The sequence below is a fragment of the Amycolatopsis sp. NPDC003861 genome, from assembly GCF_053605405.1.
This window is the reverse complement of sequence record NZ_JBSGJD010000017.1, coordinates 1-22,850: the sequence shown is the minus strand read 5'-3', so window position 1 is coordinate 22,850 and position 22,850 is coordinate 1. Positions and strand designations below refer to the sequence as shown.

At 71.7% G+C, this 22,850-nt stretch carries 19 protein-coding genes; 10 read left to right on the top strand and 9 right to left on the bottom strand.

Annotated elements, in window-relative coordinates; all coding sequences use genetic code 11:
* The 4 genes from betA (at nt 1) to ACWEVN_RS07160 (ending at nt 3,808) form a co-directional block, all read left to right on the top strand.
* A complete protein-coding gene (betA, locus tag ACWEVN_RS07175; protein ID WP_452050591.1) occupies nt 1-1,659 on the top strand; it encodes a choline dehydrogenase in 1,659 nt (552 codons plus the stop codon).
* Between the two features lie 183 nt (nt 1,660-1,842).
* Complete coding sequence (locus ACWEVN_RS07170; protein ID WP_449681085.1) at nt 1,843-2,163, top strand: bifunctional 3-phenylpropionate/cinnamic acid dioxygenase ferredoxin subunit; 321 nt, start codon at nt 1,843-1,845, stop codon at nt 2,161-2,163.
* The gene (locus ACWEVN_RS07165) at nt 2,160-3,308 is read left to right on the top strand and encodes an NAD(P)/FAD-dependent oxidoreductase (protein WP_452050590.1); all 1,149 of its coding nucleotides are present in this window, start codon (nt 2,160-2,162) and stop codon (nt 3,306-3,308) included. Before ACWEVN_RS07170 ends, ACWEVN_RS07165 begins: the two co-directional genes overlap by 4 nt.
* Nucleotides 3,309-3,319: 11 nt before the next feature.
* On the top strand, nt 3,320-3,808 hold the full coding sequence (locus tag ACWEVN_RS07160) for a putative immunity protein (protein ID WP_452050589.1): 489 nt from the start codon (nt 3,320-3,322) through the stop codon (nt 3,806-3,808).
* A 5-nt stretch (nt 3,809-3,813) separates the two neighbouring features.
* Here ACWEVN_RS07160 and ACWEVN_RS07155 read toward each other — a convergent pair whose 3' ends face one another.
* From ACWEVN_RS07155 to pdhA, 5 genes are read right to left on the bottom strand one after another with little or no spacing between them, the layout of a single operon-like run.
* Nucleotides 3,814-4,815 (bottom strand): hypothetical protein, encoded by a 1,002-nt coding sequence (locus tag ACWEVN_RS07155; RefSeq protein WP_449681088.1) that lies wholly within the window; start codon nt 4,813-4,815, stop codon nt 3,814-3,816.
* The gene (locus ACWEVN_RS07150) at nt 4,791-5,339 is read right to left on the bottom strand and encodes a hypothetical protein (RefSeq protein WP_452050588.1); all 549 of its coding nucleotides are present in this window, start codon (nt 5,337-5,339) and stop codon (nt 4,791-4,793) included. Before ACWEVN_RS07150 ends, ACWEVN_RS07155 begins: the two co-directional genes overlap by 25 nt.
* Nucleotides 5,340-5,392: 53 nt before the next feature.
* Nucleotides 5,393-6,574: a dihydrolipoamide acetyltransferase family protein gene (locus tag ACWEVN_RS07145; RefSeq protein ID WP_452050587.1), complete on the bottom strand. Its 1,182-nt coding sequence runs from the start codon at nt 6,572-6,574 to the stop codon at nt 5,393-5,395.
* Complete coding sequence (locus ACWEVN_RS07140; protein ID WP_449677927.1) at nt 6,567-7,562, bottom strand: alpha-ketoacid dehydrogenase subunit beta; 996 nt, start codon at nt 7,560-7,562, stop codon at nt 6,567-6,569. The genes ACWEVN_RS07145 and ACWEVN_RS07140 overlap by 8 nt, the downstream gene beginning before the upstream one ends.
* Nucleotides 7,562-8,638 (bottom strand): pyruvate dehydrogenase (acetyl-transferring) E1 component subunit alpha, encoded by a 1,077-nt coding sequence (pdhA, locus tag ACWEVN_RS07135; protein ID WP_452050586.1) that lies wholly within the window; start codon nt 8,636-8,638, stop codon nt 7,562-7,564. Before pdhA ends, ACWEVN_RS07140 begins: the two co-directional genes overlap by 1 nt.
* Nucleotides 8,639-8,832: 194 nt before the next feature.
* On the opposite strand from pdhA, the gene ACWEVN_RS07130 reads away from it, so the two are divergent.
* Nucleotides 8,833-9,249 carry an Lrp/AsnC family transcriptional regulator gene (locus ACWEVN_RS07130; protein WP_449681254.1) on the top strand — a complete coding sequence of 139 codons (417 nt, stop codon included), beginning with the start codon at nt 8,833-8,835 and terminating at the stop codon, nt 9,247-9,249.
* 319 nt (nt 9,250-9,568) lie between these two features.
* On the top strand, nt 9,569-12,160 hold the full coding sequence (locus ACWEVN_RS07125) for a glycoside hydrolase family 3 protein (protein WP_449681092.1): 2,592 nt from the start codon (nt 9,569-9,571) through the stop codon (nt 12,158-12,160).
* A 40-nt stretch (nt 12,161-12,200) separates the two neighbouring features.
* Here the strand turns inward: ACWEVN_RS07125 and ACWEVN_RS07120 are convergent, their stop codons facing one another.
* Nucleotides 12,201-12,926 carry a TetR/AcrR family transcriptional regulator gene (locus ACWEVN_RS07120; RefSeq protein WP_449681093.1) on the bottom strand — a complete coding sequence of 242 codons (726 nt, stop codon included), beginning with the start codon at nt 12,924-12,926 and terminating at the stop codon, nt 12,201-12,203.
* 90 nt (nt 12,927-13,016) lie between these two features.
* Here ACWEVN_RS07120 and ACWEVN_RS07115 point away from each other — a divergent pair, with 90 nt between their 5' ends.
* The 4 genes from ACWEVN_RS07115 (at nt 13,017) to ACWEVN_RS07100 (ending at nt 18,726) form a co-directional block, all read left to right on the top strand.
* Nucleotides 13,017-14,543 carry an FAD-dependent monooxygenase gene (locus ACWEVN_RS07115; protein ID WP_452050585.1) on the top strand — a complete coding sequence of 509 codons (1,527 nt, stop codon included), beginning with the start codon at nt 13,017-13,019 and terminating at the stop codon, nt 14,541-14,543.
* A gap of 394 nt (nt 14,544-14,937) precedes the next feature.
* On the top strand, nt 14,938-16,161 hold the full coding sequence (locus ACWEVN_RS07110; RefSeq protein ID WP_452050584.1) for a DUF885 domain-containing protein: 1,224 nt from the start codon (nt 14,938-14,940) through the stop codon (nt 16,159-16,161).
* Between the two features lie 116 nt (nt 16,162-16,277).
* Entirely contained in the window at nt 16,278-16,973 is a 696-nt protein-coding gene (locus tag ACWEVN_RS07105; RefSeq protein WP_310967286.1) for a response regulator transcription factor, read from the top strand.
* Nucleotides 16,963-18,726, top strand: coding sequence for a sensor histidine kinase (locus ACWEVN_RS07100; RefSeq protein WP_452050583.1), 1,764 nt, complete (start codon nt 16,963-16,965; stop codon nt 18,724-18,726). The genes ACWEVN_RS07105 and ACWEVN_RS07100 overlap by 11 nt, the downstream gene beginning before the upstream one ends.
* On the opposite strand, the gene ACWEVN_RS07095 is transcribed toward ACWEVN_RS07100, so the two are convergent.
* The 3 genes from ACWEVN_RS07095 to ACWEVN_RS07085 form a co-directional block, all read right to left on the bottom strand.
* Nucleotides 18,705-19,856 carry a 4-hydroxybenzoate 3-monooxygenase gene (locus ACWEVN_RS07095; protein WP_452050582.1) on the bottom strand — a complete coding sequence of 384 codons (1,152 nt, stop codon included), beginning with the start codon at nt 19,854-19,856 and terminating at the stop codon, nt 18,705-18,707. The genes ACWEVN_RS07100 and ACWEVN_RS07095 overlap by 22 nt on opposite strands.
* Before the next feature lie 73 nt (nt 19,857-19,929).
* Nucleotides 19,930-20,685: an IclR family transcriptional regulator gene (locus tag ACWEVN_RS07090; RefSeq protein WP_452050581.1), complete on the bottom strand. Its 756-nt coding sequence runs from the start codon at nt 20,683-20,685 to the stop codon at nt 19,930-19,932.
* Nucleotides 20,686-20,730: 45 nt separating this feature from the next.
* The gene (locus ACWEVN_RS07085) at nt 20,731-22,494 is read right to left on the bottom strand and encodes a chitinase (RefSeq protein ID WP_452050580.1); all 1,764 of its coding nucleotides are present in this window, start codon (nt 22,492-22,494) and stop codon (nt 20,731-20,733) included.
* Nucleotides 22,495-22,850 lie beyond the last annotated feature (356 nt).

Here is a 22,850-nt window from a genome sequence, read left to right as displayed (position 1 = left end):
ATGAGTTCCGATACCTACGACTTCGTCATCGTCGGCGGTGGCTCGGCGGGCTGCGCGCTGGCGAACCGGCTCTCGGCCGACCCCTCGAACAAGGTCCTCGTCCTGGAGGCGGGCCGGTCGGACTACAAGTGGGACGTCTTCATCCACATGCCGGCCGCGCTGACCTTCCCGATCGGGTCGAAGTTCTACGACTGGGGCTACCGCAGCGAACCCGAGCCGTACATGAACCGGCGTCGCATCTACCACGCGCGCGGCAAGGTGCTCGGCGGATCGTCCAGCATCAACGGGATGATCTTCCAGCGCGGCAACCCGATGGACTACGAGCGCTGGGCGAGCGATCCCGGGATGTCCACCTGGGACTACGCGCACTGCCTGCCGTACTTCAACCGGATGGAGAACTGCCTCGCCGATCCGCCGGACGGGCCGTGGCGCGGCCACGACGGCCCGCTCGAACTGGAGCGCGGCCCGGCGTCGAACCCGTTGTTCCAGGCCTTCTTCGACGCCGCCGAGCAGGCGGGTTACCCGCGCACCGACGACGTCAACGGCTACCGGCAGGAAGGGTTCGCCGCCTTCGACCGGAACGTCCGGAAAGGACGGCGGCTGTCGGCGGCGGGCGCGTACCTGCACCCGGTGCTGGACCGGCCCAACCTCACGGTGAAGACGCACGCGTTCGTGTCGCAGATCCTCTTCGACGGCACGCGCGCGGTCGGCGTCGAGTACGCGCAGGGCCGGGGCGTGCCGGGCGAGGTGTACGGCAAGGAGATCATCCTCTGCGGCGGCGCGATCAACAGCCCGCAGCTGCTGCAGCTGTCCGGCGTCGGGAACGCGGCGGAGCTGGAGAAGCTCGGCATCGACGTCGTGAAGGACCTGCCGGGCGTCGGCGAAAACCTCCAGGACCACCTGGAGGTGTACATCCAGTACGCCTGCAAGCAGCCGGTGTCGATGCAGCCGTCGCTGGCGAAGTGGAAGCGGCCGTACATCGGCGCGCAGTGGCTGTTCCTGCGGTCCGGGCCGGCCGCCACGAACCACTTCGAGGGCGGCGGGTTCGTCCGGTCCAACGACGAGGTGAAGTACCCGAACCTGATGTTCCACTTCCTGCCGGTGGCGATCCGCTACGACGGCTCGGCACCCACCGAAGGGCACGGCTACCAGGTGCACGTCGGCCCGATGTACGCCGACACCCGCGGCTCGGTGAAGATCACCTCGACCGACCCGCGGCAGCACCCGGCGATCAAGTTCAACTACCTGTCGACCGAAACCGACCGCAAGGAATGGGTCGAAGCGGTGCGGGTGGCGCGGAAGATCCTCAACCAGTCCGCGCTCGACCCGTACAACGGCGGGGAGATCTCGCCGGGGCCGTCCGTCGAGACCGACGAAGAAATCCTCGACTGGGTGGCGAAGGACGCCGAAACGGCGTTGCACCCGTCGTGCACGACGAAGATGGGCGTGGACGACATGTCCGTCATCGACCCGCAGAGCATGCGGGTGCACGGCACCGAGGGCCTGCGCGTGGTCGACGCGTCGGTGATGCCCTACATCACCAACGGCAACATCTACGCGCCGGTGATGATGACCGCCGAGAAGGCCGCCGACCTGATTCTCGGCAACACCCCGCTCGCCCCGATCAAGACGCAGTTCTACCGGCACGGGGAGAACTAGCCGCCAAGGCCGTCGCGCCCGTGCCACCATCCCCGGCACGGGCGCCGCGGCGTGCCCGGATACCCGTTATCCGGTAACGAAAACTACCGGGGCGTACCCCCTTGACGCACCCCGTCACCGGACTCAGACTTGTTGCGTATCGCAGTTGATGTTCCCCAATGCGCAACTTTTCCCGGAGGCGTCATGATTCGCGCGTGCACGGTGGACGAGCTGCCCCCCGGCGAGTCCGTCCGGATCCCCGGACCGCCCGCCATCGCGGTGTTCCGCACCGAGGAGGGCGAGCTGTACGCCATCGGCGACACGTGCACCCACCAGGACGCCTCCCTGGCCGACGGCTGGCTCGAAGGCTGCTTCGTCGAATGCCCGCTGCACGCGGCGCTGTTCGACCTGCGCACGGGCATGCCGACCTGCCTGCCGGCGAAGGACCCGGTGCCCACGTACGCCGTGGTCGTCGAAGAAGGCGTCGTCTACGTCCAGGGCGTGGCCGGCGAGGACGCCGCGTGAAGCGGATCGCGGTCGTCGGCGCGTCGCTCGCCGGGGTCCGCGCGGCGCAGGAGCTGCGCGCGCAGGGGTACGACGGCGGGATCGTGCTGATCGGCGACGAGGTGCACCTGCCCTACGACCGGCCGCCGCTGTCCAAGGGCTTTCTGGCCGGGACGGCGTCGCGGGAGTCCCTCGACCTGCTCGACGCCGGTGACCTGGCGTCGCTGGCCCTGGACTTCCGGCTCGGCGTCCGGGCGACGGCGCTGGAGCCGGCCGACCGGCGCGTACGGCTGTCGGACGGCACGTCGGTGCACGCGGACGGCGTCGTGATCGCCACCGGCGGCCGCGCGCGCACGCTGCCGGGCTTCGAGGGCGCGTTCGTGCTGCGGACGCTCGAAGACGCTCTCGCGCTGCGCGCCGCGCTGGTCCCGGGGGTCCGCGTAGCCATCGTCGGAGCCGGGTTCATCGGGGCCGAGGTGGCGTCGACCTGCCGGTCGCTGGGCCTCGACGTGGTCGTCCTGGAAGCGCTGGCCGCGCCGCTGGCACCGGTGCTGGGCCCTTCGCTGGCCGCGGTCTGCGCCCGGCTGCACCTCGACCACGGCACGGACCTGCGCTGCGGCGTCCAGGTCACCGGGCTTTCCCCGGCCGGCGTCTCGCTGGCGTCCGGTGCGGTCGTCCCGGCCGACGTGGTGGTGACGGGCGTCGGGATGACGCCGTCGACCGAGTGGCTCGAAGGGTCGGGTTTGAAGGTCGGCAACGGCGTCCACACGGACGAAGGACTGGTCACTTCGCTCCCGCAGGTGGTGGCGGCCGGGGACGTGGCCCGGTACGGCGGGCGGCGGCACGAGCATTGGACGAACGCCTCGGAGCAGGCCCCGATCGCGGTGGCCAACCTGCTGGCCGGGCACACCGCGCGGACGTACGCGCCGAGCGGGTACGTCTGGTCGGACCAGTATTCGGGGACGTTGCAGCTGGCCGGCCACCCCCGCCCGGACGACGAGCTCACGTTCGTGGAAGGCGACCCTGCGTCGACCTCGTTCGTGGCGACGTTCTCCCGCGACGGCGCCACCGTGGGGGTCTTCGCGCTGAACAACGCGAAACTGTTCAACCGCCTGCGCCGCCAGGCCCTGCGCCGCCCCGAGTTTCAACCGGCGGTTCAAGGATAAGCTTCAAGGGCATGGAGCTGGATCTCGACGAACTGCGGGCCTTGACGAGCTGGGCCGCCGCCTGCGCCGAACGCGTGTTGCCGCTGATCCCGGACGACCCCCGCCCGGCCGCGGCCATCACGGCGGCCCGGGAGTTCGCCGCGGGCGGCCCGCGCACCAAGGCCCTGCGCACGGCGGCGTGGGCCGCACTGGCGGCCGCGGGCGCGGCCCCCGACCCGGCGGCTTCGGCGGCGGCGCGGGCCGCGGTCGGCGCGGCGGGTGCGGCGTACCTGCATCCGCTGGAGTCGCCGCACCAGGTGAAGCACATCGTGGGCCCGGCCCAGCAGGCGGCGTTGGCGCGCGAACTGGCGGGCGGCTCCGCCGAGGCGGAGGTCGAGTGGGCGCTTTCCCAGGCCCCACCGGAGGTCCACGCCCTCCTGCAGAAGTTCCCGCCGGGCAAACCGGGCAAAACCCGCCTCGGCGAGTTGCACCGCCGATTGGAGTCAGCCCTCCGCGACTGAACCGCCTACAGCGAGAGGTCGTCCAAGTCGGACTCCAGCCTGGCTCGCCAGGTCCACCGCCGCTCGGTCGTGTCCGCGTCCTCGCCCGCGGGCGGGCCCAGCGGCAGGGCCGGGTCGGCGACCCCGAACGTCACCCGGTACGCCAGGACCGACGCGGCCGTGCGGATCCAGGCGTCACCCGACGTCCCCGACGGCGGCGCCACCCCCAGTGCGTGCCCGAACCACGTCGGCAGCAGTGCGTTCGAACCCAGCGCGTCCGTGATCCGCGTCCGCAACCGGACCTGCAGGTCGTGCCACGCGCGCTCGGCCCGCTCCAGCTGCGGGACCACGCGCGCCTCGACCGCGTCCGCCTCGCGCAGCGCCAGCCGCGCCTTCTCCGCCGCCGCCGAGGCCGCCGGGATCTCCTCGTCCAGCAGCGTCCGGCGCCGCGTCGACAACGCCCGCAACGACGACTCCGCGTCGCCCCGGGCCCGGGACGCTCGCTCCGTCGACGCCAGGACGCGCACCACCTCCAGCAGGTCGGTGTCGCACCGGGAAAGCGCCGACCGGACCGCGTCGAGGTGCGCGATCTCCTCCGCGTACCGCGCGCGCTGCTCCTTCGTGACCAGCTCCTTGTGCAGGTCGTCCCAGCGCGCCGCCTCCGCCGCGAGGGCCCGCGTCTCCGGGCCGACGTCGTCGAGGTTCACCTGCGGGACGCCGTCGGACACGCGGACCGCGCGCTCCAGGACGCGGACCTGCTGCTGCAGCCGCTCCAGCTGCCGGCCGAGGCGGTCGATCCGGTCGTCCTGGCGGTCCGGGCCGCCGCTCTCGAGCCGCTCGGTCAGCTCGGCGACGTCCTGGCCCAGGCGGTCGCCGGCCTCGCGCAGCCCGTCGACCGCCGTGAACAGCTCGTCGAGGTCGCGCCGGGTCGGGTCGACGGCGTCCGGGTAGTCGTACTCCTGCGTGAACTCCGGGTCGTCGCCGTAGGTCGCGTAGCCGTGGCTCATGGCGTCCGGCTTTCCCGCCACAGCAGCGCGATCGTGCCCGCGGCGCCCAGTGCCGCCAGGACCGTGCTGACCACCGTCCCGGACCACGGGACCAGGGCGAAGACCAGCACCACCGCCGTGGCGCTGCCCGCCCACGCCGCCCGGGTCCGCTCGCGGATCACCGCCCCGGCCCGGCGGACCGGCGCGAAACCGACCCACAGGCCCGCGCCGAAGAGCGGGACCAGGACCAGCAGCCACACCGGCGAGAGCACCTCGAACAGCACCAGTGCCGCGGCGACCAGCGGCACCAGCACCGGCGCGGCCGCGAGCCAGACGACCGCACGCTGGGTCGCCGCGTGCCGGGATTCGAGCTCGGCGTCGGCCAGCCGCCGCTCGGCCTCGTCGAACGCCACTTCGGCGTCGAGCAGCCGGTGGGCGTTCGCCACGAGCTCGTCCATCGCCTCGACGTCCCCGGGCGGGGTCGCGAGCCCGTCCCGCAGGTCCTGCTTGAGCCGGGCGACGCGCCCCTCCGCGAGGTCGCGGTCGTGCTGGGCCGGTGTCGTCACGCGACCACTGTAAGTGCCACGGCCGTCACGACCGGCCAATGCGCCCGGTGCGTCTACAAATCACCGAGGGCGGTGACCGGCGACTCCACGCAGTCGGCGACGAACCGCAGGAACCCGCCCGCCGTGCCGCCGTCGCAGACGCGGTGGTCGAAGGCCAGCGTCAGCTCGCAGATCTTCCGCGCCACCAGGGCGCCGTCGACCACCCACGGCCGGTCGATGATCCGGCCGATGCCGAGGATGGCCGCCTCGGGGTGGTTGATGATCGCGGCCGAGCCGTCGACGCCGAAGACGCCGTAGTTGTTGACGGTGAAGGTGCCGCCGGTGAGGTCCGCGGGCGCGAGCTTGCCCTCCCGCGCGGTGCGGGCGCGCTCGCCGATCGCCGCCGACAGGTCCCGCGTCGACAGCGCCCCGGCGTCCCGCACCACCGGCACGACCAGGCCGCGGTCGGTCTGCGCGGCGAAGCCGAGGTGGATTTCGTCCAGCAGCACGATCTCGTCGCTCTCGACGCGCGAGTTCAGTTCCGGGTACTTCTTCAGCCCCGCGACGGCGAACCGCGCGATCAGGCCGAGCAGGCTGACCGGCCGGTCGCTCTTGGCGTTCAGCGCGGCCCGCGCGGCGACCAGCCCGGTCGCGTCGACGTCCACCCAGACCGTGGCCTCGGGGATTTCGCGCCGGGACGTCGAAAGCTTGTCGGCGACGGCCTTGCGCACGCCGGTGAGCGGGATGCGCCGGCCCTTCGAGCCGGTCTTCTTCAGCGCCGCTTCGACGTCGGCGCGGCGGATGATGCCGTCCGGACCGCCCGGGGTCACCTTCGCGAGGTCGATCCCGTTGTCGGCGGCCAGTTTCCGGACGAACGGCGAGATCACGCCGGGCTGCTTCGGCCGCGTGGGCGCGGTGACGCTCACCGGACGCCGGGCCCGCTTGCGCCGGGTCGTCGGCGCGGTGCCGTAGCCGATGAGGACGTTGCCGCTCCCGGAAGAGGTCGTCACCCCCGGCTCGGCGAACCCGCCGACGCTCAGCAGCGGCGCGCCGACCGGCAGCAGCTGCCCCGGCTCGCCGTGCAGCGCGGACACCACGCCGGCGAACGGCACCGGCACTTCGACGGCCGCCTTCGCCGTCTCGACTTCGACGACGACCTGGTCGACGGCGACGGTGTCGCCGATCTTGACCCGCCAGTCCACGATCGCCGCCTCGGTCAGGCCTTCGCCGAGGTCCGGCAGCAGGAAGTCAGGCACCGGCCACCACCGGCGTGTCGTCCCACTGCAGGCGCGCGATCGTGTCGAGGATCCGGTCGACGTCGGGCAGCTGGTGGCGCTCGAGCTTCGGCGCCGGGTACGGGATGTCGAGCCCGGTGACCCGCAGGACGGGCGCGTGCAGCTGGTGGAAGCACTGCTCGGTGACCCGCGCGACGACCTCGGCGCCGTACCCGCCGAACCCGGCGGCCTCGTGCACCACGACCGCCCGCCCGGTGCGGCGGACCGAAGCCGTGACGGTCTCGTCGTCGAACGGCGCCAGCGAACGCAGGTCGACGACCTCGACGTCCCAGCCCTCGGCCTTCGCCGCCTCGGCGGTTTCCAGTGCGGTCGCTACCATCGGGCCGTACGCGATGAGCGTGACGTCCTTGCCGTGCCGGCGGACCAGGGCCTGGTCCATGGCCGGGCCGGAGCGGGTGAAGGTGACCTCTTCGCTCGACCAGTAGCGGCACTTCGGCTCGAGGAAGATGACCGGGTCGGGCGATTCGATGGCGTCGCGGAGCAGGTCGTAGGCGTCCTGCGCGGTGCCCGGCGTGACGACGCGCAGGCCGGGCGTGTGCGTGTAGTAGGCCTCGCTGGAGTCGCAGTGGTGCTCGACGCCGCCGATGCCGCCGGCGTACGGGATCCGGATGACCATGGGCAGGTGCAGCGCACCCCGGGTGCGGTTGCGCAGCTTCGCGACGTGCGAGGTGATCTGCTCGAAGGCGGGGTAGGCGAAGGCGTCGAACTGCATCTCGACGACCGGGCGGAAGCCGCCCATGGCCATCCCGACGGCGAATCCGACGATGCCGGACTCGGCCAGGGGGGTGTCGAAGCAGCGGTCCTCGCCGAAGTCGGCGGTGATGCCGTCGGTGACGCGGAAGACGCCGCCGAGGGTGCCGACGTCCTCGCCGAAGACGAGGACGCGGTCGTCGTCCTTGAGGGCGTCGCGCAGGGCGGCGTTGAGGGCCTGCGCCATGGTGGTCGTCATCAGGCCTCCAGTTCGGCTGCGAGGGCCGCCCGCTGGGCTTCGAGCTGGCGGGTCGGTTCGGCGTAGACGTGGTCGAACAGTGACAGCGGGTCGAGTTCGGGCTCGGCGTTGAGGGTGTCGCGGACGGACTGGGCGAACACCTCGGCGTCGGCCGCGAACCGCTCGATTTCGGTGTCCTGAAGGACGTTCCGGCTCTTGAGGTAGGTCTCGAGCCGCTTGAGCGGGTCCGCTTCGCGCCACTTCGCGACTTCGTCGGCGTCGCGATAGCGGGTGGCGTCGTCGGCGTTGGTGTGGGCGTCGATGCGATAGGTGTGCGCCTCGACGAGGACGGGGCCGCGGCCTTCGCGCGCGTGCTTCACGGCGTCGTCGAGGACGGCCAGCACGGCGACGGCGTCGTTGCCGTCGACCTGCTCGGAGCGCATGCCGTAGCCGACACCCTTGTACGCCAGCGCTTCGGCGGCGCTCTGCTTCTCGAAGGGCACCGAGATGGCGAAGCGGTTGTTCTGCACGAAGAAGACGACGGGCGCCTTGAAGACGGCCGCGAAGTTGAGCGCTTCGTGGAAGTCGCCTTCGCTGGTGGCGCCGTCTCCGATGAACGCCAGCGCGACGGCGTCTTCGCCACGTCGCTGCATCGCGTGCGCGAGGCCGGCGGCGTGGAGCGTCTGCGTTGCGAGCGGAGTGCATTGAGGCGCTACGCGCGTCTCGACCGGGTTGTAGCCGCAGTGCGCGTCGCCGCGAAGGAGCGTCAGGACTTCGCCGGGCTCCAGGCCACGGGCGACGAGGGCGACGGAGTCGCGGTAGGTCGGGAAGAGCCAGTCCTGGGTGTCAAGGGCCAGCGCGGCGGCGACCTGGCAGGCTTCCTGGCCGGCGCTGGAGGGGTAGACGGCGAGACGGCCCTGCTTGGTGAGCGCGGTCGCCTGCACGTCGAACCGGCGGCCGAGGACCATCAGCCGGTAGGCCTCCTTGAGCCGCGCTTCGGCCGGTTCGCCGTAGCTGCCGGCTTGGTCGGCACGGCTTCCGTCCTCGGCGACGAACCGCACCGGGGTAGCGGACGGCAGCAGGGTCTCCACAGCCATGACGCGCACCACCTCTCCCAGACATATGATGCTGAAATGGTGGTTCGCGGCGGCGTTGTGTTCAAGGGTTGGCGGAAATGAGCGACAAAAAGTCTCCTTCGACGGCTTCCGGTGACCAAACGTCCACCGGTGTCCTGGCGCACGGGGGTCTGCCGGGACGAACGGTCCCGGCGCTGGACGACGTCGACCGGGCGATGCTGGCGGAGCTGTCGGCGGACGGCCGCCTGGCGGTGCGCGCCCTGGCGGAACGCCTCCACATCTCGCGGACGAACGCCTACGCGCGACTGGAGCGGCTGATGGGGGAGGGGGTGATCACGGGCTTCGGCGCGCGGATCGATCCCCGCCGGGCGGGCCTCGGGACGTCGGCGTACATCATGGTGACGGTGGAGCAGACGTCCTGGCGCACGATGGCGACGGACCTGCACGAGATCCCGTACGTGGACCACGTGGCCCTGGTGGGCGGGGACTTCGACATCCTGCTGCTGGTCCGGACGCCGGACAACTCGACGCTGCGGGACGTGGTCCTGGAGCGGCTGCAGGCACTCGAGGGGGTCCGGTCGACGCGGACGTGGCTGATCTTCGAGGAGCTGCCGGGCTCGGTGCTCGGCTGAGACCCGCGGCTGAATTCGTCGAATTCACCGTCGTCCCCGCCGCGGCGAACCCGATCGCGCTCCGCCGAACGGGCAAAACCCTTGCCCGCAAGCACCCTTGCCCGGCCCACCCCCGCGGGCTAGACAGGACGGCACGTCACCAGGTCGCCGGACGACTCTTATTTTATGTCGAGAAATAACTACCCCGAAACCTATTGACGCCGTCCCCGTCGCCCGGTGAGGATCGGCCGGTCCGCCGTTCATCGCAGAATGGACCAGACCTATGGCCAGAAGATCCCGCGCGTGGTCCCGTGCGCGCCGAAGTTCGCTCGTCACACTGGTGAGCCTCAGCTTGCTGGGCGGGGTCGCCCAGGCGGCGCCCGTCCAGGCCGCCGAGCCGCCGCAGCCCGTCATCGGGCAGCCCGCCAAGGACAAGGACGGCTGCGCCCGGATCGAGAAGAGCCTCCCGACCCTCGCGGACTGGCCGAAGGTCGACAGCCGGTTCAAGGGGAAGGCCGGCGACGAGCAGCGGATCGCCGAACTCCTCAAGGGCATGACCCTGGAGGAAAAAGTCGGGCAGATGACGCAGCCCGAGATCGCCGCCATCACGCCCGACGAGGTCCGCCAGTACGCCATCGGCTCGGTGCTCAACGGCGGCGGCTCGTGGCCCGGCGGCAAGAAGAACGCCACCCAGCAGGACTGGCTGAACCTCGCCGACGCCTTCTGGAACGCCTCGAAGACCAGCCGCACGAAGATCCCCGTCATCTGGGGCATCGACGCCGTGCACGGCAACAACAACGTCTACGGCGCCACCGTCTTCCCGCACAACATCGGCCTCGGCGCCGCGCACGACCCGTGCCTGGTCCGCGACGTCGCCGGCGCCACCGCCCGGCAGATCCGCGCCACCGGCCAGGACTGGGCCTTCTCGCCCACCCTCGCCGTCGTGCAGGACGACCGCTGGGGCCGCACCTACGAAGGCTTCTCCGAGGACCCGCGCATCACGCGCTCCTACGGCTTCGAGGCCATCAACGGCCTCCAGGACGGCGCCACCAAGCGCATCGGCTACAACGGCGTCATCGCCACCGCCAAGCACTTCATCGGCGACGGCGGCACGCTGAAGGGCCAGGACCAGGGCGTCAACCCCTCGTCCGAAGCGGACATGATCAACATCCACGGCCAGGGCTACTACGGCGCGCTCGCCGCCGGTTCCCAGACCGTGATGGTGTCGTTCAACAGCTGGACCAACGCCGACCTCGGCATCAACGAGGGCAAGCTGCACGGCAGCGACAAGGCGCTGAACCAGATCCTCAAGGGCAAGATGGGCTTCGACGGCCTGGTCGTGTCCGACTGGAACGGCATCGGCCAGGTCACCGGCTGCACGAACTCCTCGTGCCCGCAGGCGATCAACGCCGGCATCGACATCGTGATGGTGCCGAACGACTGGAAGGCGTTTATCACCAACACCGTCGCCCAGGTGCAGAGCGGCCAGATCCCGATGTCCCGGATCGACGACGCCGTCACCCGCATCCTGCGCGTCAAGCTGCGTGACGGCCTGTTCGAGTCGCAGAAGCCGTCCGACCGCTCCTACGCGAACTCCGACGAGGCGCTGAAGGACAACTGGCTGGCGCGCGACGCCGTCCGCGAGTCGCAGACGCTGCTGAAGAACAACGGCAACGTGCTGCCGCTCAAGCCGGCGTCGAAGGTCCTGGTGGTCGGCAAGAGCGCCGACAACATCCAGAACCAGACCGGCGGCTGGACGCTCAGCTGGCAGGGCACCGGCAACACGAACGCCGACTTCCCGAACGCCACGTCGATCCTGACCGGCATCAAGCAGAACCTGGGCGACGCCAACGTCACCTTCGACGCCACCGGCACCGTCGACCCGAAGGGCTTCGACGCGGTCATCGCGGTCATCGGCGAGACGCCGTACGCCGAAGGTGTCGGCGACCTGACCCGCAAGTCGCTCGAAGCGGCGCGGCTCTACCCCGAGGACCTGGCCGTGCTGGACAAGGTCAGCGGCAAGGGCACCCCGGTCGTCACCGTGTACGTCGGCGGCCGCCCGCTGTACATGAACAAGGAGATCAACCGCTCCGACGCGTTCGTGGCGGCCTGGCTGCCCGGCACCGAGGGCGGCGGCGTCGCGGACATGCTGGTCAAGGGCAAGGACGGCACGGGCTACCAGGGCACGCTGTCGTACTCGTGGCCGAAGAGCGCGTGCCAGTCGCCGCTCAACCCGTGGTCGCCGGACTACGACCCGCTGTTCAAGCTGGGCTACGGCCTGAAGAGCGGCCAGCGCGTCACGGTCGGCCAGCTGGACGAGACGTCCGGCCCGGCGTCCTGCGGGGCGACCGGTGGCGGCGGGACCGCGACCGAGGACCTGTCGATCTACGACCGCACCGACGTGCCGCCGTACACGAGCCAGATCGGTTCGGCGGAGAACTGGGGCGGCACGGTGATCGGCCCGGACGGCACGGCCTCGCACAGCGAGATCAACGTCGTCCCGACGGACGTCAACGTGCAGGGCGACGGCCTCAAGGCCACCTGGACGGGGGCGGGAGCGGCCCAGCTGTACATGCAGAACACGGCGGGCACGAACGACCTGCGCGGCTACCTCAACGCGAACGCGGCGCTGGAGTTCGACACGACCGTGCAGCAGGCCCCGGCCAACCGGACGGTGATCAGCATGCACTGCGTGTACCCGTGCTTCAGCGAGGTGAACGCGACGAAGCTGTTCACCGACCTGGCGGGCGGCCCGAAGACGACGGTGAAGATCCCGGTGTCCTGCTTCGACAACGGGCTCGACTTCGAGCACATCAACACCCCGTTCCTGGTGTACACGGACGGCCCGTTCCAGGCGTCGTTCGCGAACGTGCGATGGGTGCCGCAAGGGGCGAAGGATCCTGATGCGAGACCTTGTTCGAGCTTGACCTGACGGCGACCGGGCCGGGAGCGCACTCCGCTCCCGGCCCGGTTCACGTCCGGGGCAGGTGGGCGGCCAGCCCGGCTAGCACCCGCTCCAGTCCCGCCGCGAACAGCCGGTCCTGGCGGTCGGCGGCGTGCGGGGTCTTCGCCTCGATCATCACCCTCGTGAGCCGCGGGTAGTGGCCGCTGTTCATGATCGACGGCCCGTACTCGCCCTGCTGTTCCATCCACTGCTCGTGGGTTAGCCCGGACCGCCGGGCCGCTTCCTGGTCGCCCAGCTCGCCCTGCACGTGGCCGAGCACGAACGCCGACAGCGTGCCGAGGTCGGCCAGCATTTCGTCGGTGTCCAGATCCATGCCGTCGAACACCGACAACGACAGCTCCGCCCACCACAGGCTGTTCGGGCCTTGGTTGGCCCGGCCCGACGACAGCGACGGCAGCCACGGGTGCCGCAGAGCCGTTTCGCGCAGCAGGCGGGCGATCGTGCGCAGGCCGTTCCGCCAGCCGCCCGGCAGCTTCGTGCCGCGCAGCTCGCCCAGCACCTCGTCGCCCATCAGCTCCAGCACGTCGTCCTTTTTGGACACGTACCGGTACAGCGACGTCGTCCCGGTGCCGAGCTCCGCCGCGATCCGCCGCATCGAGACGGCTTCGATCCCCTCCGCGTCGGCGATCCGGACCGCGGCGGCCGCCACGTCCCGCCGGCCGTAGGCGGGTTTAGGGCCCCTTGTCCCGTGTTCGGGGCGCATCCAGATCACCGGGTGGTCGTTCGACGGCACCGGCCACCTCCTCGATATTGCGAACACTGTACCCAGTTCGCTACCGTGGCATTACTGCGAACACCGTTGCCGGGTTTCTGGGGAGAAGAGATGGACTACGACGTGGTGGTGGCCGGCGCCGGCCCGGTCGGCCTGCTCCTGGCCGCCGAGCTGCGGCTGGGCGGCGCCCGCGTGCTGGTCCTCGAGCGCGAGACGGACGTCCCGCCGGCCCGGCGAGGGTCCCTGGGGGCGCGTTCGCTCAACGCGCCTTCGGTGCACGCGCTGCACCTGCGCGGCCTGCTGCCCGCCGTCGAAGCGGCCGCCGCGATGTGGCTCGGCGAGCTCCCGGACCTCGCCGAGGGCGAGCATCCCGACATCTTCGTCGGCCACTTCGCCGGCATCGGCATCCGCGTCGACCGGCTCAAGCCGCCGGGGCCCGGCGAGGAGTTCCTCGGCGCCGGGGTGATCAGCCAGGCCGATCTGGAAGCGATCCTCGCGGAGCGGGCGTCGGCACTCGGCGCGGAGATCCGCCGGGGAGCCGCCCTGACCGGGTTCGACGCCGGGGAGGACAGCGTGACAGTCCACATCGGACACGACCGCGTCCGGGCCGCCTGGCTGGTGGGCGCGGACGGCGGCCGCAGCACGGTGCGCCGCCTCGCCGGGTTCGGCTTCCCCGGCGTGGACCCGGTCTTCACCGGCCGCCAGGCCGTCGTCGACCTCGCCGATCCGGAGAAGCTCACCGCGGGCGGCTGGCAGCACGGCGAACACGGCGCCTACGCGCTGGGTGGCTGGGCCGACGGCGACGGGCCGCCCCGCGTGCACACCGTCGAGCACGAGGGCCCGCCCGCCGACCGGGACGCCCCCGTCACGGCCGAGGAGGTGCAGGTCAGCCTGCGCCGGGTCAGCGGCACCGACGTGACGGTCACCCGCGTGCACGCCGGCACCCGCTACGCCGACACGACCCGGCAGGCCACCACCTACCGCCGGGGCCGGGTGCTGCTCTGCGGGGACGCCGCCCACGTGCACTCGCCCGCGGGCGGGCAGGGCCTGAACCTGGGCCTCGGCGACGCGGTCAACCTCGGCTGGAAGCTCGCGCTCGTCGCGCGCGGCGCAGCGCCCGACGCGCTGCTCGGCACCTACGAAGCCGAACGCCACCCGATCGGCGCGTGGGTACAGAAGTGGAGCATGGCGCAGACCGCGTTGAGCACGGCACGGGGACCGCGGGCCGACGCGCTGCGCGAGGTGGTGGCCGACCTGCTGGACACCCCGGACGGCGCCACCCACGTGGTCTCGATGATCGGCGGCCAGTGGCAGCACTACGGCCGGCCCGGCGACCACCCGCTGCTCGGCCGGCGCGTCCCCGACCTGCCGCTGACCGACGGCACCACGCTGGCCGGGCACTTCCGCGACGGGCGAGCGGTCCTGCTGGCCGAGGGCCCGGACGCGGCCGCCGTGGCCGAGGGGTGGGGCGACCGGGTCAAGACCGTCACCGCGCGGGCGGCCGCGTTCCCGGCCCCCGCGCTGATCCGCCCGGACGGGCACCTCGCCTGGCTCGGCCCGGACGGGCTCCACGACGCCCTCTCCCAATGGCTCGGCCGGCCCCAAGGGGCACCGAGCGCCGACAGAATGGGGAAATGACCTCCGAAGCGAACGCGCTCGCCGACGAACTCCTCCACCTCCTGGGCACCTGGTCCCCGCTGGAAGCGACCCTCGTGGGGATCCCCGGGCACGACGCCCACCTGCCCGATCCGAGCGAAGCCGGCCACGCGCGCCTCCGTGCGGAAGCCGCCGGGGTCCTCCGGCGGGCCGAAGCCTCGGCCGTTCCCGACCGCGTGACGCTCGGCGTCGTCGTCCAGCAGGCCGAAGCGCTGATCACCCAGATCGACACCCGCGTCGTGGAGGTCACCCTCGCCGACCCGATGGTCGCCGCCGGCATGTCGCTGCTGGCCTTCCGCAGCTCGAGCCCGTCGGCGAGCAGGCCGAAGAGGACTTCCTGGCCCGGCTGGCCGCCTTCCCCGCCTTCTACGAGGCGTTGGCCGCACGCCAGCGGGCCGGGCGGCCGGTGGACCGGATGGCGCACAACGCGGTCGCGTTCCTGGACCGGTACCTGGCGCAGGAAGCCCTCTTCCCCCACCGGCTCACCGGAGACCGCGGTGCCCGGCGCGACACGCTCGTCGCCGAGGTCGTGCGGCCCGCGCTGGCCCGCTACCGCGAGTTCGTCGCCACCGAAGTCGCCGGGCGCGGCCGGTCCGACGACCAGCCTGGCCTCTGCTGGCTCGAAGACGGCGATGCGCACTACGCCGCCTTGGCGCGCATGCACACCACCACCGACCTCACCCCCGCCGAGCTGCACCAGCTGGGCCTCGACGTGCTCGCGGAGCTCGAAGCCGAGTACGCCGAACTTGGCGGCAGCGTGTTCGGGCTGACCGACCCGGCCGAGGTGCGCCGCCGGCTGCGTGACGACGAGAGCCTCCGCTGGCGCGACGCCGAGGACATGCTCGAAACCGCCCGGGACGCCGTCGCCCGCGCGACCGCCGCCGCGCCGGGCTGGTTCCCGAAGGTGCCGAAGGCCGAGTGCGTCGTGAAGGCCGTGCCGGAAGCCGAAGCGCCGGTCGCCGCGGCCGCGTACTACCTGCCTCCGGCGCTCGACGGCTCGCGGCCGGGCGTCTACTTCACCAACACCCACGAGGTGCACACGCGTGACCGGTTCATCGCCGAGACCGTCGCCTTCCACGAAGCCGTGCCGGGCCACCACTTCGCCGAATCGCTGGCCCAGGAGCTGCCCGAACTGCCGCAGCTGCGCCGGATCGCGCTGATCACCGCCTACGACGAAGGCTGGGCGCTCTACACCGAGCGGCTCGCCGACGAGATGGGCCTGTTCTCCGACGACGTCATGCGGCTCGGCATGGTGGCCGAGGACTCGGTCCGCGCCGCCCGGCTGGTGGTCGACACCGGGTTGCACGCGCTGGGCTGGACGCGGCAGCAGTGCGTCGAGTTCCTGCGCGCGCACACCGTCCTGAGCGAGGTCGAGGTGCAGTCCGAGACCGACCGGTACATCGAGACCCCCGGCCAGGCACTGGCCTACCTGACCGGACGGCGGGAAATCCAGCGCCTGCGCCGGTTCGCCGCGGAAGCCCTCGGGGATTCTTTCGACGTCAAGGAATTCCACGGTGTCGTGCTCGGCGGCGGAAAGCTGCCGCTGAAGGTGCTCGACGACGTCGTCCGGGCGTGGGTCCGCGAGCGCCGCCCGGCGTAGCCATGGCTCCCGTGGCCGGCAAGCGGTCTGACGCACACCCGCCACCGCGGCTCCAAGGTGTGAAGATCCGGTCAGGATGCGGTGGGAACGGTGTCAGGACGCCTACCCTCGACGCCGTGTGCGCACGTGTACTGGTCGCGGAGGACGACGAGAAGCAGGCCGAGGTCCTCCGGCTCTACCTCGAAAGCGAAGGCCACACCGTGGTGCTGGCCCCCGACGGCCGGGCGGCGCTCGACGAGGCCCGCCGCGACCGGCCCGACCTGCTGGTCCTCGACGTGATGATGCCGAAGGTCGACGGCCTCGACGTCTGCCGGATCCTGCGGCAGGAGTCCGACGTCGCCGTGCTGATGCTCACCGCCCGCGCCACCGAGGACGACCTGCTGCTCGGCCTCGACCTCGGCGCCGACGACTACCTGACCAAGCCGTACAGCCCGCGCGAGCTGATGGCCCGGGTCCGGACGCTGCTGCGGCGCACCGCCGGCCGCCGCGAACCGCCCGACACGGCGTTGCGCGCCGGCGGGCTGCGGCTCGACCCGGTGCGGCACGAGGTGTCGGTCGGCGGCCGCCCGGTCGAGACGACCCCCGGCGAGTTCCAGCTGCTGGAGACGCTGATCCGGCAGCCGGGCCGGGTGTTCACCCGCCGCCAGCTGCTCGAGCTGACCCGCGGCGACGACCGGTTCGTCAGCACCCGGATCATCGACGTCCACGTGCTCAACCTGCGCAAGAAGCTCGAACCGGACCCGCAGAAGCCGGTCTACCTGCGGACCGTCTTCGGTGTCGGCTACAAGCTGACGGCGGAAAATGACACGTAGCTTCCCCCGCCGGCGCAGTCTCGTCGTCCGGCTCACCGCCGTCTCGCTGCTCATCGCGCTCGCCTCCATCGCGGCCACCGCGTGGCTCGCCGTGCAGACCACGACCCGCGCGATCCAGCAGGAGCAGGGCCAGGCCCTCTCGGGTGACGCGACGATCTACACCGAGCTGCTCGGCTTCGCCGCGGTGAACCACACGTGGGACCAGGTCGGCCCCCGGCTGCGGGCGCTGTCGGAGCAGACCGGCCGCCGGGTCGTGCTGACCACCCTCGACCGGCACGTCCTCGGCGACTCCGGCGGCGCGCCGGTCACCCTGCCGGTCAAGGCGACCGCTTCGGTCGACCCGCTGCACGTGGACCCGGTGCTGCTGCCCGGGGCCGGGACGAGCGGCATCGACCCGCGCGCGGCCGGCCCCTTCAAGCTGCCGCCGTCCGAACGCGAAGAGCTCACCGCGCTGGCCTCGAAGGCCACCGCCTGCCTCGCCTCGCTCGGCCTGCCCGGCCAGGTGCGCGACTCGCCGAGCGGGCGGCCGCTGCTCACCGGGATCGATCCGCTGACCGCCCGGTACTACGCCGGCAAGTGCGGGCTGTTCGAGCTGGCCGAGCCGACGCCGACCGAGCGGGCCGCGCTCACCGGCCTCAACGAGGCCGTCAACCACTGCCTGCAGAGCCAGGGCGGCGAGGAGGTGAAGATCGGCCTCGACCTGGAGGTTCTCGGCCCTCCCGACCCGCGTCCGGTGCAGGCCTGCCTCGACGCGGGCCGCCGCGAGCAGCTCACGCCGTACGTCGCGCCGCCCGCGTTGCTCTTCACCCTCGGCCCGGGCGGCTCGCCGCTGCCGACGTTCACGCTGTCCCGGGAAAACCTGACCCGGATCCTCGCGGTGACCGGCGGCGTGCTGGCGCTGGCCGTCGCGCTCACCGCGCTGGTCGCGCTGCGGCTGTCCCGCCCGCTGCGAGCCCTGACCGAGGCCGCGAAGCAGGACCGGCCGGCGCCGGTGAAGTCCCGCGACGAGGTCGGCTACCTCGCCGCCGCGTTCAACGACCTCACCGCGCGGCGGGAGCGCATCGAGGAGCAGCGCAAGGCGATGGTCAGCGACATCGCCCACGAGCTGCGCAACCCGCTCAACGTGATCCGCGGCCGGCTGGAGGCCGCCGAAGACGGGCACCTGCCGTTCGACCGGACGCTGACGGCGTCGCTGCTCGAAGAGACCGTGCTGCTGCAGCACATCGTCGACGACCTGCAGGACCTCGCGGCGGCCGACGCCGGGCAGCTGCGCCTGCACCCCGAGCCCGTCGACGCGGCGGAGCTCGCGGGCCACGTCGCCGCGGCGCTCGCCGACCGCGCGGCCGCCGCCGGGGTCACGCTCACCGTGGACACCGCCGGCGACTGCGCGCTGGCGGCGGACCCGGTCCGGCTGCGGCAGGTCGTCGGCAACCTGGTGACGAACGCGATCCGCCACACGCCGGCCGGCGGCCGGGTGACGATCCGCGTTTCGTCCACTGTGGACGAGGTGGCGCTCGCCGTGGCGGACACCGGGACCGGCATCGCCGCCGAGGACCTGCCGCACGTGTTCGACCGGTTCTGGCGGGCCGAGAAGTCCCGCAGCCGCCAGACCGGCGGCAGCGGGCTCGGCCTGGCGATCGTGCGCCACCTCGTGCAGGCCCACGCCGGAACGGTGACCGTGGAGTCCGAAGTGGACATCGGCTCGACGTTCACCGTCCGGCTGCCGGCGTCCTACAGCGGCAGGCCGGCGTAGTTCTCGGCCAGCTCGGTCTTCGCGGCCGCCGACGTCACCGTGCGGTGCAGTTGCGAGAGCTGGAGCTGGGCGTCGAAGTCGTCGCCGTGGCGGTGCAGCATCGAGGTCATCCACCAGGAGAAGTGCGTGCAGCGCCAGACCCGCCGCAAGGCCGTCTCCGAATAGGCGGCCACGAGTTCGTCGTCGCCGCGGAAGGACGCCGTCAGCGCCCGGGCCAGCAGGGCGACGTCCGCGACCGCCAGGTTCAGCCCCTTCGCCCCGGTCGGCGGCACGATGTGCGCCGCGTCCCCGGCCAGGTAGAGGTTCCCGTGCCGCATCGGGGTGGTCACGAAGCTGCGCATCGGCAGGACGCTCTTCTCGGTGATCGGCCCGGTTTCCAGGGTCCACCCCGGGACGCCGAGCCGTTCGGACAGCGCCGTCCAGATCCGGTCGTCGCTCCACTCGGCGATGTCCTCGTCCGGCGCGACCTGCAGGTAGAACCGGCTCACCCGCGGCGAACGCATGCTGTGCATCGCGAACCCGTCCGGGTGCCAGGCGTAGATCAGCTCGTCGGTCGACGGGGCGACGTCGGCCAGCACGCCCAGCCACGCGAACGGGTAGGCCCGCTCCCAGACCTGCGGCTCCGGGATCGACGCGCGGCTCGGCCCGTGGAAGCCGTCGCAGCCGACGACGACGTCGGCGTCGATCCGCCGCGCCCGGCCGTCACTGTCCACAAAGGTCACGTGCGGTTCGCCGGTGACGTCGTGGAGCGTGACGTCGGTGGCCGAGTAGTACGCCGGGCGGCCGGCCTTTTCCCGGGCCGCCATCAGGTCCTTGGTCACCTCGGTCTGCCCGTAGACGGTCACCGACCGGCCGATGAGGTCGGTGAAGTCGACGTGGTGCCGGTTTCCCGGCCACTGGAGGTGGATGCCGCGGTGTTCCATGCCCTCGACGTCGAGCCGGGCGCCGAGGCCGACCTCCCGCAGCAGTTCGACCGTGCCCGCCTCGAGGATGCCGGCGCGGATGCGCGCCTGGACGTACTCGGCGGTCTGCCGCTCGAGCAACACCGAGTCGATGCCTTCGAGCCCGAGCAGGTGGGACAGCAGCAGCCCGGCCGGGCCGGCGCCGACGATGACGACCTGGGTGCGCACTGGAGGAGGTCCTTTCCGGCGGGAGAGCCCGAGCATGGATCGGCGGCCCCGCCCGACACTACGGCATTCTCATTCAGTGAGAGAAATTCCCCATCGCCCGCGAAATGCCCCGCGCGGCGGCCTGCAGGGCGGGGATCGGCGCCCGCGCGTTCCGGTCGTTGGGCACGATCACCGACAGCGCGGCGACGACGTCCCCGCCGGGCCCCCGCAGCGGGACGGCGATGCCCGTGGTCTCCTCGTCGATGAAGCCGGCGCAGAACGCGTAGCCGGTGCGCCGCACGTCGGCGAGGAACCGGCGCAGCCGCGCGGGGTCGGTCAGCGTCGTCCGCCGGAAGGCTTCCAGGGGGCCGGCCAGCACCTGTTCCTGCAGGTCGGCGGGCGCATGAGCGAGCAGCACGAGCCCGGACGAGGAGGCGTGCAGCGGCAGCCGCCCGGCCACCCGCGTCACGTTGAGCGTCGCCCCGGGCGCGGAGAGCCGCTCGACGAACAGCACCTCCCGGTCTTCCAGCACGGCGAGCTGGGTGTGGTGCCCGACGACTGCGTGCAGGTCCTCCATGAACGGCATCGCGGCTTCGCGCAGGCCGAGGGTCGGTGAGGCGCGGGAGGCCAGTTCCCACAGCCGCAAGCCGACGCGCACCCGCCGGTCGGGATCCCGCCGCAGCCAGCCGTGCCCGACGAGCTCCTCGACCAGCCGCGACGCCGTGGCGACGGGCAGGCCGGCCCGCCGGGCGATGTCGGTGACGCGCAGGGCGGGCGTGTCCGGCCCGAAGGTCTCGAAGATCCGGACGACGCGGCTCAGCACGGATTCGCCCTGCGCCGGCTTGACCACGTCGGACAGTGTGCCCCACCCGGGCGGCGGGGCACACGGCCCGCGTCAGGGAAGCGCGTTCAGGAACGGTTCGTGGCTGTTCTGGAACTCCCAGCCGTAGTACTTGTCCCAGTTGATCGACCACGTCATCAGCCCGCGCAGGGCGGGCGAGGTGCCCCCGCGCAGCGTGTACGAGCCACAGCCACTGCCCTTGACCAGGCAGTTCACCGCTGTTTGGACATCGCCGGGCGAGGTGTAGCCATTGCCGGCACTGACCGCGGCGGGCAGCCCGACGGCAATCTGGTCGGGCCGCAGCCCGGGAAAGAACTGCCCGGTGCTGGCCACGCTGAAGCCGGCTTTGAGCATGTCGGTCATGGCGATGTGGAACTCGGCGCCGCCCATGTTGTGGTACTGGTTGTCGAGCCCCATGACGGGGCCGGAGTTGTAGTCCTGGACGTGCAGGACGGTGAGCGAGTCCCGCAGGGCGTGGATGACGGGCAGGTAGGCGCCGGTGCGCGCGTCACCGGCGCCCGAGCCGCCGTAGAACTGGTAGCCGACCTGCACGAAGAAGGTTTCCGGCGCCATGGTGAGCACGAAGCCGGAGCCGTACTTGGCCTTGAGCGTCTTCAGCGCGGAGATCAGGTTGACGATGACGGGCGTGGTCGGGTTCCGGAAGTCGGTGTCCCCGGCGTTGAGTGAGAGCGAGTGCCCCTCGAAGTCGACGTCGAGGCCGTTGAGCCCGTACTTGTCGATGATGGCGGAGACGGAGCTGACGAACTTGTCCCGCGCGGCGGTGGTCGTCAGCTGCACCTGGCCGTTCTGCCCGCCGATGGAGATGAGCACCTTCTTGCCCTGGGCCTGCTTGGCCTTGATGGCGGCGATGAAGTCGGCGTCGCTCTCGACGTTCGGGCATTCACCGGCGGGGCACCGGGTGAACCGGATGTCCCCCGAGGTGACGGAGGTCGGTTCCCCGAAGGCGAGATCGATGATGTCCCAGGCCGAGGGCACATCGGCCATCCGGACGTACCCGGAGCCGTTGGCAAAGCTGGCGTGCAGGTAGCCGACGAGGGCGTGCTTGGGCAGGCCGGTATCGACACAGCCGGCGGTGCTCCCGCTGACGGCGGGGCTGCGAGGCGACTCCCCGGCACTGTTGTAGGCGGCGACGGTGTAGGTGTGGGTGGTGCAGGGGGTGAGTCCGCTGATGGTGGCGCTGGTGCCGGTGACAGTGGCAACGGCGGTGGAGCCTTCGTAGACGCGGTACCCGCTGACGGTCCCGGTGCTAGAACCCCAGCTCAGCGCGACGGAGTTGGTGGTGACGCCGGTGACTTGCGGCGCGCCGGGCGAGGAGGGTGTCCCGGGAGTGTTGCCGCCAGGACCGTCGAAGACGACGTCGTCGGCGTAGTAGGTCCCGGCGCCGTACCAGCCGTGGAGGTAGAGCTGGGCGGAGGTCTGGTTACCGGTGGTGAAGGTGAGCTGGAGCTGGTTGTAGCCGGAGTTGCCCGACCAGGTCGAGGGACCACCGGTAACGCCGAGGTAGACGGGATTCCCCCGAACCCAGGCGGAGACGGAGTAACTGGTGTTGGGCTGAACGGCAACGGCCTGAGAGCACTGAGCGTAATCGGCCCCGACGGGGGTCCCAGCGAGGGCATAGCTGCCGGAGTGGACGGGCGTGCTCACGGCGGTGGCGTTGGCGCAGGTCCAGCCGGAGAGAGAGCCGCCTTCGAACCCGGGGTTGGCGAGAAGATTGGCGGCCTCGGCCGGAACGGCGAGAAGCCCGGAGAGGGCAAGCAGCAAGGCGGCGAGGATGGCGGAAAGTCGGGAACGCCTCATCGGTCCTCCAGTCAAGGGGAGGCCCTAATTGTCTGGACCAATACGCAAGTTGTCCAGACCAAAAGGAGGGGTTCGCCGAGGGCTGGGTGGTCTGACCCTCAGCCCGACGCACCAGCCGCCACCAGGCGGCCGCACAAAGGTCACCACCAGGCCAACCACCGGACCGCCACCAGGCAGACCGACCGGGCCGCCGCTGGGCGGCCCCACGAAGGCCGCCGCCAGGCGGCCCACCCCAGTCACAACCGCCACCCGGCAGCCCACGCAACCCTCCGACCACACCCCCTGCCAACCCGATACGCAGCCGCATCAGCGGCCGGCACGCCGTGTCAAGGCACGCTTTCCCGCCTTGACACGGC

What these genes read in the sequence shown, in the direction of transcription:
- betA (WP_452050591.1), top strand. Translation starts at nt 1, where the DNA reads ATGAGTTCCGATACCTACGACTTCGTCATCGTCGGCGGTGGCTCGGCG.
- ACWEVN_RS07160 (WP_452050589.1), top strand. Translation starts at nt 3,320, where the DNA reads ATGGAGCTGGATCTCGACGAACTGCGGGCCTTGACGAGCTGGGCCGCC.
- ACWEVN_RS07140 (WP_449677927.1), bottom strand. Translation starts at nt 7,562, where the DNA reads ATGACGACCACCATGGCGCAGGCCCTCAACGCCGCCCTGCGCGACGCC.
- ACWEVN_RS07085 (WP_452050580.1), bottom strand. Translation starts at nt 22,494, where the DNA reads ATGAGGCGTTCCCGACTTTCCGCCATCCTCGCCGCCTTGCTGCTTGCC.
- pdhA (WP_452050586.1), bottom strand. Translation starts at nt 8,638, where the DNA reads ATGGCTGTGGAGACCCTGCTGCCGTCCGCTACCCCGGTGCGGTTCGTC.
- ACWEVN_RS07100 (WP_452050583.1), top strand. Translation starts at nt 16,963, where the DNA reads ATGACACGTAGCTTCCCCCGCCGGCGCAGTCTCGTCGTCCGGCTCACC.
- ACWEVN_RS07170 (WP_449681085.1), top strand. Translation starts at nt 1,843, where the DNA reads ATGATTCGCGCGTGCACGGTGGACGAGCTGCCCCCCGGCGAGTCCGTC.
- ACWEVN_RS07115 (WP_452050585.1), top strand. Translation starts at nt 13,017, where the DNA reads ATGGACTACGACGTGGTGGTGGCCGGCGCCGGCCCGGTCGGCCTGCTC.
- ACWEVN_RS07130 (WP_449681254.1), top strand. Translation starts at nt 8,833, where the DNA reads ATGCTGGCGGAGCTGTCGGCGGACGGCCGCCTGGCGGTGCGCGCCCTG.